The 13,924-nt window shown below is 72.6% G+C and carries 4 protein-coding genes; 1 reads left to right on the top strand and 3 read right to left on the bottom strand.

What is annotated here, in order from left to right; genetic code table 11:
* From BUQ68_RS00600 to BUQ68_RS00590, 3 genes are read right to left on the bottom strand one after another with little or no spacing between them, the layout of a single operon-like run.
* The gene (locus BUQ68_RS00600; protein WP_075213997.1) at positions 1–753 is read right to left on the bottom strand and encodes an SDR family NAD(P)-dependent oxidoreductase; all 753 of its coding nucleotides are present in this window, start codon (positions 751–753) and stop codon (positions 1–3) included.
* Positions 750–2,540: a hydantoinase B/oxoprolinase family protein gene (locus tag BUQ68_RS00595; RefSeq protein WP_075213996.1), complete on the bottom strand. Its 1,791-nt coding sequence runs from the start codon at positions 2,538–2,540 to the stop codon at positions 750–752. Before BUQ68_RS00595 ends, BUQ68_RS00600 begins: the two co-directional genes overlap by 4 nt.
* Positions 2,537–4,630 (bottom strand): hydantoinase/oxoprolinase family protein, encoded by a 2,094-nt coding sequence (locus BUQ68_RS00590; RefSeq protein ID WP_075213995.1) that lies wholly within the window; start codon positions 4,628–4,630, stop codon positions 2,537–2,539. Before BUQ68_RS00590 ends, BUQ68_RS00595 begins: the two co-directional genes overlap by 4 nt.
* Before the next feature lie 693 nt (positions 4,631–5,323).
* Here BUQ68_RS00590 and BUQ68_RS00585 point away from each other — a divergent pair.
* A complete protein-coding gene (locus tag BUQ68_RS00585) occupies positions 5,324–13,834 on the top strand; it encodes a glycoside hydrolase family 94 protein (protein ID WP_075213994.1) in 8,511 nt (2,836 codons plus the stop codon).
* Positions 13,835–13,924 lie beyond the last annotated feature (90 nt).

Below are 13,924 nucleotides of genomic sequence, written 5' to 3'. Positions count from 1 at the left end.
TCAGAGGAAGACGTCGCCGCCGTTCGGCGAGAGGGTCTGCCCCACGTAGAAGTCGCCGTCGGCGCTCGCCAGCATGACGGCGGTCGGGGCGATCTCCTCCGGCCGGCCGAAGCGGCGAAGCGGCAGGCCGCCGATCTTCCAGGCCTTCCATTCCGGCGACAGGGTGTCGTTGAGGCGCGTGTCGATCGGCCCGGGCGCGATGGCGTTGACGAGCACCCCGTGCGGCGCCGCTTCCTGCGCGAAGGCGCGGGTGAAGCCCACGATGCCCGCCTTGGCGGCGCTGTAGTGGGCAAGCCCGGGCGCGCCCTTGTAGGCAAGCTGCGACGTGACGTTGATGATCCGCCCGAAGCCGCGCGGCTTCATCGCCCGATAGGCGAGCTGGGAGAGGAGGAAGGTCGCCTCCAGGTGGACCCGCAGCATCCAGCGCAGCGCATCCATGGTGGTGTCCTCCACCAGCGCCTCCTCGCTGACGCCGGCGTTGTTCATCATCACGTCGATGCCGCCGAGCGCGCTCTCCGCCTTGGCGAAGAGGTCGCGGCAGCCGGCTTCCGACCCGACGTCGATGCGCCAGGCGAAGCCGCGCCGGCCGGCGGCCGCGATGTCGGCGAGCACCGCCGCGGCGCCCTCGTCGTCGTCGTCGTGGCAGAAGGCGACGTCGGCGCCCTCGCGGGCGAAGGCCCGGGCGGTGGCCGCGCCGATGCCGCGGCTCGCCCCGGTGATGAGGGCCCGCCTGCCTTGAAGTCGCCCGCTCATGCCGCCGTCCTCCTCGATGCACGGAGCGCCAGGGTGGCGTCCCGGTCCATGCCGCCGTCGGCGGAAAACACCACGCCGTAGACCGCCTCGGCCCGCTGGCGGCCGACCCAGCCCTCGGCCACGTCCTCGGCCACGCGCTCGATCTCCCGGTCGAGCGGATCGCCGAAGCCGCCGCCGGCGGCCGTGATGGAGACGAGGCTCTCGCCTGGCTCAAGCACCACCTGCCCGTAAGTGGGCAGCACGTGCTCGGACCCGTCGGCCGCGACGCGCCACTGGCGCGACGGTCCGCCCGGAAGGCCGCCGCCGACGCCCTCGGCCGGGTGCACCGTGCCGTCGCTCACGTAGCCGATCTCCACCGGCGCCGCCGTCGGGGAGAAGCGCGTGAGCGTGCCGGGCGCCCCGCGCCGCCGGCCAGCGCCCTCGCTGTCCGGCACGATGGACCGTTCGCGGATGAGGATGGGGTGCTGGATCTCCGCCACCTCGATGGAGTGCATCTGCGGCATGCCGGCGTTGCCCATGGAGAGGAGCGTCACCCAGCCGTCCGTGTAGGGGTTGCCGGGGCCGCCGCTGCCGGCGAACAGGATGCCGTTGCAGTAGGCCGCCCCGGTGTCCGGCTCGAAGCCGGAGAGCACGCCCGCGACCGGCGGGAAGGGCGGCCCGCCGTCGGCCATGCCGAACCGGGGGTCGATCTGGGCGACCGCCCGCTGCACGGCGCAGCTCAGCCGGTCGGAGAGGTTGGTCGTCGCCACCGACACGCTGGTCGGATGGCGCGGGATGCCGACGCAGCAGTTCTCGCGGAGCTTGACGTCGATCCGCCGCAGGCTGCCGGCGTTCGGCGGCACCGTGTGGTCGATGCAGTTGAAAATGCCCACGATGGCAGCCGAAAGGGCGCAGCCCTCCGACAGGTTGAGGCCGTTCGGCATGCAGTCCGGGTTGTCGGTGAGGTCGATGGAGACCCGCCCGGCGTCCGCGTCGATGGTCACGTCCGCCTGGACGCGGACGCCGTCCGGCGGGGTGCCCGGGATGGCGTCGTGGGTGCCGTGCGCGACGGCGCGGCCGGATTTCAGCTTGCCGAGGGCGGCCACCATCCGGCGTTCCGAATAGTCGAACCAGGCGCGGGTGTGGCCGGCGAGCGCGTCCCAGCCCCGCTCGCCGCCGAGCTTCAGAAGCTCCTGCTCGCCGATGCGGGCGGCGCCGAGGGCGGCCAGATAGTCGCCGCGCCACTGGTCCGGCACCCGGATGCGCATCTCGCACATGCGGATGATGTCGTCGATGTCCTTGTAGTCCCGCTGCACCAGCACGGCCGGGAAGATGACCGCGCCCTCCTCGTAGACGTCGCGGGCGGTGCCCACGTAGGTGGTCGGGATGGAGTTGCCGCAGTCGGCCTGGTGGGCCTTCACCAGCGTGGTGAAGCGGTGGCGCCCGTCGCCGTCGAACACCGGGATCAGGATGGCGTGGTCGGCCGCGTGGGTGTTGCCGTGGTAGGGCGAGTTGTGGAGGACGGCGTCGCCGGGCCTCAGATCCGGATGGTGCGCCTTCATGGTGGCGTGCATCAGGTCCGGCCCGCGCAGCACGTGGATCGGGTAGCATTCCGCCCCGGTGACAAGCTCCCCGTCGGCGGTGAGGATGCCGCAGGAGAAGTCGCGGGCGGTGTTCAGCACCCCGGACCGGCCGGTCTTCAACAGCGTGTGCGCCATCTTGCGGGCGATCGCCTCGAACCGGTTCTTCAGGATGGCGAGGGCGACCGGGTCGCGCTCGGTGCGACGGAAGAGAGACGTGACGGTCATGCGGCGTTCTCCCTGGAGCCGTGTTCGCCGACGGTGGCGCGGAGGGTGGCCATCAGGCCGTGGCGGGTGGCGGCGATGTCCGCGCCGGGCGGAATCACGATGGTGGTGTAGGCGGACTCCACGATGACGGGGCCGGGCACCCGCGCGCCGATCTCCGACGGGTCGAGCACCGGCACCTCCACGGCGCCGATGCCGGGGAAGATGGCCCTGCGTCGCCGGGGCGGCGTGCCGTCCGCCATCCGGGCGGCGGGGGCCTCGGGAAGGCCCCGGCCCGTCCGCTGAACCGTGCGGGCGCGCAGCCCCCAGGAGACGACCTCCACCGCGGACCGTTCGTCGCCGATGCCGTAGAGCCGCGCGTGCATGCGGTCGAAGGCGGCGCGCACGGCGCCAAGGTCCGCCACGGCCGGCAGACGGCTCCCGAGCGGGATCTCGATCTCCCAGATCTGGCGCTGGTAGCGGCCTTCCAGGAAGTACTCCAGGGTCGGCGTTCCGGGGTCGCCGTCCATTTCGGCAGCGATCCTGTCCTGAAGCGCCGTGCCGATGGCGGCAAGGTCCGCCTCCGTCAGGTCCTCCAGCCGGGCGAAGCGGGTGACCCGCACCTCCCGCAGCATGTCGGAGAGGAGGGCGCCGACCGCGCTCATCACCGGGGCGATGGCGGGGAAGAGCACGGCCCGGCAATCGAGCCGCCGGCCGAGGTCCACCGCCTGCAGGCCGGCCGCGCCGCCGCCGGCGACGAGCACCGCGGTCGCCGGGTCGATGCCGCGCCGGATGGTCACCTCCTCGATGGCCTGGACCATCTGTTCGCCGGCGACCTCCAGGATGGCGGCGGCGGTCTCGTCCACCGAGATCTCCAGCGCGGCGGCGAGCGGTTCGAGCGCGTCGCGGGCGAGCGCCGGGTCGAGCGGCATGCGGCCGCCGAGGAAGGTGGCCGGGTCGATGTAGCCGAGGACGAGCGCCGCGTCCGTGACGGTCGGCGCCGTGCCGCCCCGCCCGTAGCAGGCCGGGCCCGGCACCGCGCCGGCGCTCGCCGGCCCCACGTGGAGGAGCCCGCCGTCGTCCACGCGCGCGATGCTGCCGCCGCCGGCCCCGACGCTCGCCACGTCCACCGACGGAAAGCCGGTGATGTGGCCGCGGTAGCGGCCGCCGATCCAGAGTTCGGCGGTCACCGGCAGCGTGCCCTCGCGGACGAGGCTGACGTCGAAGGTCGTGCCGCCGGTGTCGATGACGATGGCGGTGTCCGTGCCGGCGTCCGCCCGGGCCAGCACCTGGCCGGCCACCGGCGCCATGGCGGGGCCGGAGTTGAGCGCGTGGATGGGCGCGCGCGCCATGGCGGCCATCGGGATCACGCCCCCCTTCGACGTGACCGCGAGCGCGGTGCCGGCGAAGCCCTCCGCCCTCAACCGGGCCTCGAACGCCGAGAGGTGCACCGACATCAGCGGCTTCAGCGCGGCGTCCAGGCAGGCGGACGAGGCGCGGCGGTATTCGCGCAGGCACGGGTTCAGCTGGTGGGAGAGGGTGACCGGCAGGTCGGGGAAGCGTTCGGCGAGGAAATCGCCCACGGCACGCTCGTGGGCCGGGTTGACGATCGACCAGAGGAGGCAGACCGCCACCGCCTCGACGCCGTCGCGGGCGATGGCCGCGGCGAGCCGCTCCAGGCTGGCGGGGTCGAGGGGATCGAGCACCCGCCCGGCCGGATCGACGCGCTCCGCGACCTCGTAGGTGAAGCGGCGCGGCACCAGCGGGTTCGGGAAGGGCACGGTGTAGTCGAACGGGTCGGTGCGCCCGCCTTCGCGCAGGAGCAGGATGTCCGGGTGGCCGGCGGTGGTGACGAAGCCGGTGCGGGCGGTGGCGCCGGTGACGACCGCGTTGATCGCCTTGGTGCTCGTATAGATGAAGACCTCGGCGGCCTCCAGGATGGCGCGCCGCGTGGCCCCGGCCGCCGACGCGGCCTCGTCGAGGGCGGCGAGCACGCCGGCGACCGGATCGCCGGGCGTGGACGGCGCCTTCTCAAGGACGACGGATCCATCCGGACACTCCACGGCGATGTCCGAAAAGGTGCCGCCGATGTCAACCGCGATGCGGTACGCCATCCCAACCTCCACGTTTGCATTGGATGCAAGTCAAGTTGCAGATCATGCAAGTGGCATGCCAGGCGGCCCGGATAGTGGAGGGCGGTTGGGGGCGGTCGAAGGCACCGAACGGCGGGGCCGCGGTGATGGACGCGCGGCGGAGGCGGTCGGCGAGAGCGCTGTCGCCGTGGGTTGCGGGCGGCGTGGAGGCGTCACCCCGTCGGCCGTCCGGCCGCGGAACGCCGGGCAGTGCGGTCGTCCAGCCGGCGTCCGGCGACCGAATCGAGCGGGCGCTTCGCGTATCGGGATCGTCTTTTTCTTTCAGCCGGATGTTGATCGATAGTCGCCTTGCCCTTGAGAGGACCGGCATCGGGGATTTTTTCTTGCGGTCGCGGTGTCGAACGGCGGGAAAGTGCTGGCGCTGATCTTGAATTTGGACCCTGCATTCCCATGTATGAAGGATATGGACATCGCGGGTGCCTCGAAACTGCCGGTCTGCGGCGTCTCGCGGTGGTCGGGTGTCCGTGTCCGACGCCTGTCGGTCGGGCTCGGCACCCGGACCGGCCGGGCGCCTCCCGGACCGCCCTCGACATGCCGCCGAACCGACCGCCGGGACGACGGGTGGCCCCGGCATCCGGGCATGCATTCTCCCATCCCTCGGTTCTCATCGTCTCGTCGCCTGTCGCGAGCCCTTGTCGGCCTGAAAGGCGATCGATGATCCCTCTTCCCCACACGGTGTTCCGGCGATCGGCGCCAGTGCCCTTCCTGTCGGACAGCGCGCCCGTGCGCGAGGAGCTGTTCGGGGTCGAACGGCTCGAGCAGCACGCCGAGAGCCTCGCCGCCGCCCAGCGCGTGACCCGCCGGCCTCCCGCCGTGCCGCCGCTCCGGGCCCGGCTCGACGCCAACGCCGCGGTGCTGCTCGCCGCCTACCGGTCCAGCGCGGCCGAGATGGAGACCAGCCACACGGTCGTTCCGGCCGCCGAATGGCTGCTCGACAACTACCATCTGGTGGAAGCGCAGATCCGCGAGATCCGCGACGACCTCCCGGCGGGGTTCTATCGCCAGCTGCCGAAGCTCGCCGACGGGCCCTTTGTCGGCTACCCGCGCGTCTTCGGCCTCGCCTGGGCCTTCGTCGCCCACACCGACAGCCATTTCGACCAGGCGACGCTGCGGCGCTTCCTGATGGCCTACCAAAGCGTCCAGCCGCTGGAGATCGGCGAACTCTGGGCGGTGGCGATCACCTTGCGCATCGTGCTGGTGGAGAACCTCCGGCGCCTGTCCGACCAGATCTCGATCGGCCGCAGGCTGCGCGCGGAGGCCGATACCCTGGCCGACGCCATCCTCAAGGCGGCGGCCGAGTCGCCCGGCGGGACCGCCGTCCTGCCGGCGTTGCCCGCCGAGGCCCTGTCGGAGCGCTTCGCCGCGCAGATCGCCAAGCGGCTGCGGGACCAGGACCCGCAGACCACGCCCGCGCTCGGCTGGCTGGAGGGCCAGTTGCGCAAGCAGGGGCGCTCCGTGGAGGAGGTCGTGCACAACGCCCAGCAGCGCCAGGGCGCCTCCAACGTCACGGTGCGCAACATCATCACCAGCATGCGGCTGATCTCCGATCTCGACTGGACCGAGATGTTCGAGAGCGTCAGCCTGGTGGATGCCCGGCTCGTTCAGTCGAGCGGCTTCGCGGCGATGGATTTCGCCACCCGCAACCAGTACCGCAGCGCGATCGAACTGCTCGCCCGGGGATCCCGGCTTTCCGAGCTGGAGGTGACCGACCGGGCGCTCGCCCTGGCGGAAGCGGCGGGGGCTACGGCCGACGCGGACGACCGCGAGCGCGTGCGCGATCCCGGCTACCACCTGATCTCGGACGGCCGTGCGGCGCTGGAACACGCCATCGGGTTTCGTCAGCCGGTCGGTCTGCGGCTGAACCGGTTTCAGCGCCGGATGGGCATCGGCGGCTATCTCCTGGCGATCCAGCTGACCGCCGTGGTCCTGGTCCTCGGCGCCGTGATGGCGATCGGCGGCGCGGCGGTTCCGCCCCTGCTCCTCGCCCTCTTTGCGGCGGCCCTCTATCTCCCGGCGACCGAGGTGGCGGCGACGGTGGTGAACCGGCTCGTCGCCTGGAACTTCGGCGCGAACGCCCTGCCGGCGCTGGCCTTGACCGAGGGCATCCCCGAGGGGTTGCGCACCCTCGTCGTGGTGCCGACGCTGATGACCGGAGAGGCGGACCTCCTGGAGCAGATCGAGCGTCTCGAGGTGCACTTCCTGTCCGGGAACGGCGGCGACATCAGCTTCGCCCTTGTGGCCGACGGCATCGACTGGGCCACCGAGACCCGGCACGAGGACGTGGGCCTCATCGACGCCGCCCATGCGGCGATCGATCGGCTCAACGCCCGCCACGGGCCGGCGCCGGGCGGGCCGCGCTTTCTCTTCCTCATTCGCCGCCGCCTCTTCGACGCCGGCGAGGGGACCTGGATGGGGTGGGAGCGCAAGCGCGGCAAGCTGCACGAGTTGAACCGTCTCCTGCGCGGCGCCACGGACACCAGCTTCCTCGGGTCGAACGGCAGGCACCCCGTCGTGCCGGCCGACGTGCGCTATGTGGTGACGCTCGACGCCGACACCCGCCTGCCGCGCGACACCGCCGGCCGGCTGGTCGGCAAGATGGCCCATCCGCTGAACCGGCCCGTGTTCGACGCCGCCCGCCAGCGCGTGGTCGGCGGCTACGGGATCCTGCAGCCGCGCGTCACGCCGTCGCTGCCGGTGGGATCGGAGGGCTCCGCCTTCCAGCGCGTCTATTCCGCCCCGGGCGGCATGGACCCCTATGCGGCCGCCGTCTCGGACGTCTACCAGGACCTTTTCGGCGAGGGCTCCTACACGGGCAAGGGCATCTACGAGGTCGACATCTTCGAGGCGGCCCTCGCCGGCCGCGTCCCCGACGACACCATGCTTAGCCACGACCTCTTCGAAGGGGTCTACGCCCGGGCGGGGCTCGCCTCCGACGTGGAGGTGGTGGAGGATTTCCCCGCCCGCTACGACGTTTCGGCCAAGCGCCAGCACCGCTGGATGCGCGGCGACTGGCAGCTCCTGCCGTGGATCCTCGGCCTCGGCAAGAGCGCCCGGCCGATGCCGGCCGTGGGCCGGGTGAAGATGCTCGACAACCTGCGGCGCTCGCTGCTGGCGCCGACCCGGATGGCGGCCCTTGCCCTCGCCTTCCTGATGCCGCTGCCGGCGGCGGTCGGCGCCGCGCTGCTGGTGCTGGCGACGCTTGCCATACCGGCCTTCCTGCCGATCGCCTTCTCCCTCGTTCCGAGCCGCTCGGGCATCCGGCTGCGCAGCCATCTGGCGCGTCTTTCAGGCGACGTTCGCGCCGCGGCTCAGCGCGTCGCGCTCGACGTGGTGTTCCTGGCCGACCATGCCGCCGAGAGCCTCGACGCGATCACCCGGACGCTGGTCCGGCTCGTCGTCACGCGCCGCAACCTCCTGGAATGGACGACCGCGGCGTCCTCGTCGGCCGCCCCGCGCACGGGGCTTGCCGGCTTTGCCCGCCGCATGGCGCCCGGCATGGCGCTCGGGGTCGTCACCGCCGGGGTCCCGGTCGTGCTCGCGCCCGGCGCCTGGCCCCTGGCGCTCGCCTTCGCGGGCCTTTGGATCGCGGCGCCCGCCGTCGCCTTCGTGATCAGCCGGGCACCCCACCAGTCGGCCGCGCTGGCGGCCGCGGCCGCGGACCCGCGACCCCTGCGGCTGATCGCGCGGCGGACATGGCGCTATTTCGAGACCTTCGTCACGCCGGCCGACTCCATGCTCCCGCCGGACAACTTCCAGGAAACTCCGTCGCCGGTGGTCGCCCACCGGACATCGCCGACGAACATCGGGCTCTATCTCCTGTCGGCGGTGGTGGCGCGGGATTTCGGCTGGACCGGTGCGAACGAGACCGCCGATCGGCTGGACGCGACCTTCGCGTCGCTGCGGCGGATGCGCCGCTTCAAGGGGCACTTCTTCAACTGGTACGAGACGACGGATCTGAGGGTCCTCGATCCGCAGTACGTCTCGTCGGTGGACAGCGGCAATCTCGCCGGACACCTGATCGCCTTCGCGAACGCCTGCGACGAGTGGGCCGCCGGTGCGGGCGGACCCGACATGCGCGCCGGGATGTCGGACACGCTCGCGCTCGCCCTGGAAGCGCTCGACGAGGCCGGCGGCAGCCCGAAGGCGCGCGCGGAGCTCCGCACGGTGCTCGACGAGCTTGCCGAACGGCTCGCCGACCCCTTGGCCCTGGAAAGCCTCTCCCCGGTGCTGCGGCGCCTGACCGACAAGGCGTCGCGGGCGGCGGTCCTCCTCGTCTCCGGCGAGGACCCCGACGAGCCCGCCGACGTGGTGTTCTGGACCGCGGCCCTTGGCCGTCTGGTGGGGGAGGAGGCGCGCGACCGCGCCTCGACGCCGGCCGAGCGCGCGGCGCTTGCCGGCCGCCTGACCGGGCTGGCGGCTGAAGCGAGACGCTTCGCGCTGGCGATGGACTTCGCCTTCCTGCTCGACCCGGACCGAAATCTGCTGTCGATCGGCTATTCGGTCCCGGACAACGGGCTCGACGCCAATTGCTACGACCTCCTCGCCTCGGAGGCCCGGCTCGCCAGCCTGTTCGCGATCGCCAAGGGCGACGTGCCGACCCGGCACTGGTTCCGCCTCGGCCGGGCCGCCACGCCGCTCGGCGCCGCCTCGGCGCTGATCTCCTGGTCCGGCTCCATGTTCGAATACCTGATGCCCTCCCTGGTGATGCGGGCCCCGGCCGGCAGCCTCCTGGAACAGACCAACCGGCTTGTGGTGGCGCGCCAGCAGGACCATGCGCGCCGGCTCGGCGTGCCGTGGGGCATTTCGGAGTCCGCCTTCAGCGCCCGCGACCTGGAGCTCACCTACCAGTATTCCAACTTCGGCGTGCCCGGGCTCGGGCTGAAGCGCGGTCTGGCCGACAACACCGTGATCGCGCCCTATGCGACCGGCCTTGCCGCCATGGTCGATCCGGTCGCGGCGCTCGCCAACTTCCGCCGGCTGGAGACCCTCGGCGCCAAGGCCCGCTTCGGCTTCATCGAGGCGCTCGACTACACGCCGTCGCGGCTGCCGGTCGGGGGCACGGTGGTGCTGGTGCGCAACTTCATGGCCCACCACCAGGGCATGACGATCGTGGCGATCGCCAACGCGCTTGAGGACGGGCGCATGCGGGCCTGCTTCCATCGCGAGCCGATGATCCAGGCGAGCGAACTCCTGCTCCAGGAGCGCATGCCGCGCGACGTGCCGGTTCTCAGGCCGAAGGCCGAGGAGGTGCGGGCCTCCGAGCGCGCCGACGGCGCCGAGCCGACCTCGATGCGCCGCCACGCCCTGCCGATGGCCGGCCCGCCGGTGACCCATCTCCTCTCCAACGGGCGCTACAGCGTGATGCTGACGGCCGCCGGGGCCGGCTACAGCCGCTGGGGGGATCTCGCCGTGACGCGCTGGCAGGAGGACGCCACCCGCGAGACCGGCGGATCGCTGATCTTCCTCCGGGACGTGGCGAGCGGAGACGTCTGGTCGGCGGCCGACCGCGCCGGCCCTTCCGGCGCCGACGCGGCGACCGTGACCTTCCGCGAGGACCATGCCGAATTCACCAGCCATCGCGGCACGCTCGTCACCACGATGGACGTCCTCGTCTCCGGCGAGAACGACGGCGAAGTCCGGCGCGTGTCGCTCGCCAACCACGGGCGCAAGGCGCGCGACATCGAACTGACCACCTACGCCGAACTCGTGCTGACCACGCCGACGGCCGACGCCGTCCATCCGGCCTTCGCCAAGATGTTCGTGGAGACTGCCGCCCTGCCGGACTTCGGCGCGGTGATCGCCACGCGCCGGCCCCGCTCCCCGGACGAGCCCCGCATGTGGGCCGCCCATTTCGCGGTGGTCGAAGGCGAGATCATCGCCGATCCCACCCATGAGACCGACCGGGCGCGCTTCCACGGCGGGGCCCGGTCGACCGCGACGGCGCCGGCGGTGCGCGCGGGCGCGCCGCTGTCCGGCACGGTCGGCACCGTGCTCGATCCGATCTTCTCGATCCGGCGCCGCGTCCGGGTGCCGCCGGGCCGGGTCGTCCGGGTGGCCTTCTGGACCGTGGTGGCCGACACGCGCGAAGGCCTCCTTGACCTCGTCGACACCCACCACGACCGCAATGCCTTCGACCGGGCGAAGACCCTTGCGTGGACGCAGGCGCAGGTGGAATTGCGCCATCTGGGCGTGACGGCCGACGAGGCCGCCGACTTCCAGCGGGCCGCGGCGCCCATCCTCTATGCGGACCGCCGCTTCCGGCCGGCGCCAGAGGCCCTTTCGCGCGGACTGGGCGCGCAGAGCGGGCTGTGGCCGCTCGCGCTTTCGGGCGACATCCCGATCGTCGTGCTGCGCATCGACGACGTGGAGGACATGCGGCACGTCCGCCAGGTGCTGCGCGCCCACGAATACTGGCGCTCCAAGCAGCTGCGTGTGGACGTGGTCATCCTCAACGAGCGGACCTCGTCCTACATCCAGGACCTGCAGACGGCGGTGGAGACGGCGGTCCGCAGCAGTCAGGCGCGGCCGAGACTGGGAACGGCGCCGACGCAAGGCACGGTGACCAGCCTGCGCACCGACCTGATGAGCGCCGAGGCGCGCGCGCTCCTGCTGTCCTCGGCGCGGCTGGTGCTGGTGGCGCGCCTCGGCTCGATCGCCGACCAGCTGATGCGCCTGCGCACGCCGACTGCGGCGGCCGCACCGGCGCCGATCGTACCCGGCGTCGTTCGACGTCCGCTGCCGCGCGAGGCCGCCGCCACGGCGGCCGCGGGGCTGGAGTTCTTCAACGGGCTCGGCGGCTTTGCCGAGGACGGGCGGGAGTATGTCACCGTGCTCGGGCCGGGCCAGGTCACACCCGCGCCCTGGATCAACGTGATCGCCAACGCCCATTTCGGCTTCCACGTGTCGGCGGAGGGCAGCGGCACCACATGGGCCGCCAGCAGCCGCGAGAACCAGTTGACGGCGTGGTCCAACGATCCGGTGCTCGACCCCTCCGGCGAGGCGCTTCTCCTGCGCGACGAGGAAACCGGCGCCCTGTTCGGCCCCACCGCCCACGCCCTGCGGGACGGCGGGGTCTATGTGGCGCGCCACGGCTTCGGCTACAGCCGCTTCGAGCACGAGGCGGAGGGCATCGCGCTCGACCTCGTCCAGTTCGTGCCGCTGGACAAGACGGCGAAGATCTCCCGGCTGTCGATCCGCAACACCGGGTCCACGGCCCGGCGCCTGTCGGTGACGGGTCTTGCGGAGTGGGTGCTCGGCACCGCGCGCGGGGCGTCGGCGCCCTTCATCGCCACCTGGATCGACGCGCCGAGCGGGGCGATGATGGCGCGCAACCCGTGGAGCAACGCCTTCGGCGGCCGGGTCGCCTTTGCCGACCTCGGCGGCCGGCAGACCGCCTGGACCGCGGACCGGACGGAATTCCTCGGCCGCGGCGGACCGGACCGCCCCGCCGGACTGGACGGCACCGCCCCGTTGTCGGGCGCGGTCGGTGCCGGCCTCGACCCCTGCGCGGCGTTGCAGACGGTCATCGGTCTCGCCCCCGGCGAGAGCACGACGCTGACGTGGACCATCGGCCAGGCGGCCTCGGCCGAGGAGGCCAGCGCGCTGGTCCTCGACCTCAGAAACGCCGATCCGGACGCCATGCTCGCCGCGATCCGGACGCACTGGGCCGAACTCCTCGGGGCGGTGCAGGTCCGGACGCCCGACCGGGCGATGGACGTGATGCTGAACGGCTGGCTGCTCTACCAGACCCTCGCCTGCCGGATCACGGCGCGGTCGGCCTTCTACCAGGCGAGCGGCGCCTACGGCTTCCGCGACCAGTTGCAGGACACCATGGCGCTGACCTTTGCTCGGCCCGAGGAGACGCGCCGCCACTTGCTGCGGGTCGCCGGACGGCAGTTTCCGGAGGGCGACGTCCAGCATTGGTGGCTGCCGCACTCCGGCCAGGGGGTTCGCACCCGCATCTCCGACGATCGGGTCTGGCTCGGCTACGCCGCCGCGACCTATGTGACCACGTCCGGCGATGCCGGTGTGCTCGACGAGCGGGTGCCCTTCCTGGAGGGCCCCGACCTCCGGCCGGGCGAGCACGACGCCTTCTTCCAGCCGACGGTGTCGGAGGAGACCGCCACCCTGTTCGAGCACTGCGCCCGCGGCATCGACCAGTGCATCGCGCTCACCGGCGCCCATGGCCTGCCGCTGATCGGGACCGGCGACTGGAACGACGGCATGAACCGGGTCGGCGAGGGGGGCCGAGGCGAGAGCGTCTGGCTCGGCTGGCTCCTGGTGCGGACGATCGCGCTTCTCGGCCCGATCGCCGAGGGACGCGATCCCGCCCGGGCGGCCCGGTGGCGCGCCCACGCGGCCGCCGTCGCGGCGGCCATCGAACGCGACGGCTGGGACGGCGCCTGGTACCGGCGGGCGACCTTCGACGACGGCGCCTGGCTGGGCTCGGCGACGAGCGGGGAATGCACGATCGACAGCATCGCCCAATCCTGGGCGGTGCTCTCCGGCGCCGCCGACCCGGTCCGCGCCGCCGCCGCGATGGCGGCCGTGGAGACCCATCTGGTCCGCCGCGACGACGGCATCGCCCTCCTGTTCACGCCGCCGTTCGACCGCACCGAGCGGGATCCCGGCTACATCAAGGGCTATCCGCCGGGCCTGCGGGAAAACGGCGGCCAGTACAGCCATGCCGCCATGTGGGCGATCCTCGCCTTCGCTCGCCTCGGCGACGGCGACCGCGCGGCGGCGCTCTTCCAGCTGCTCAACCCGATCAACCACGCCCGGACGCCGGCCGAGGTCCATCGCTACAAGGTGGAGCCCTACGCGGTGGCGGCGGACGTCTATTCCGTCGCGCCGCATGTCGGTCGCGGCGGGTGGACCTGGTACACCGGGGCGGCCGGCTGGATGTACCGGGCCGGCGTCGAAGGCATTCTCGGGATCCGGCGGGAAGGCGACCACCTCGTCGTCGCCCCCAAGGTCCCGGCCTCCTGGGACCGTTTCGAGGCGCGGGTCGTCAGCGGGTCCACCCGCTACGACCTGGTCTTCGAGCTGGGCGCGCCGATGCCGGGCGGGTCCGGCGAAGGCGCGGCCGGCGGCAGCCGCGGCGATGGCATCCGCCTGCCGCTGGACGGCGGGCGGCACGCGCTCCGCCTGCCTCTGGGGGTCTGATACCTCTCTCGTCAAGGTCCGACACGTCGGACCTTGACGAGGTTACGGCCTGACCGGCCGACGCCCGTTCGGGCTTGCCTTCGCCCGCAT

The sequence above is a fragment of the Mongoliimonas terrestris genome, from assembly GCF_001927285.1.
GTDB classification, from domain to species: domain Bacteria; phylum Pseudomonadota; class Alphaproteobacteria; order Rhizobiales; family Pleomorphomonadaceae; genus Chthonobacter; species Chthonobacter terrestris.
The sequence above is the reverse complement of the archived record's forward strand: the minus strand, read 5'-3'. Positions and strand labels throughout refer to the sequence as shown.

What these genes read in the sequence shown, in the direction of transcription:
- BUQ68_RS00600 (WP_075213997.1), bottom strand. Translation starts at nt 753, where the DNA reads ATGAGCGGGCGACTTCAAGGCAGGCGGGCCCTCATCACCGGGGCGAGC.
- BUQ68_RS00585 (WP_075213994.1), top strand. Translation starts at nt 5,324, where the DNA reads ATGATCCCTCTTCCCCACACGGTGTTCCGGCGATCGGCGCCAGTGCCC.
- BUQ68_RS00595 (WP_075213996.1), bottom strand. Translation starts at nt 2,540, where the DNA reads ATGACCGTCACGTCTCTCTTCCGTCGCACCGAGCGCGACCCGGTCGCC.
- BUQ68_RS00590 (WP_075213995.1), bottom strand. Translation starts at nt 4,630, where the DNA reads ATGGCGTACCGCATCGCGGTTGACATCGGCGGCACCTTTTCGGACATC.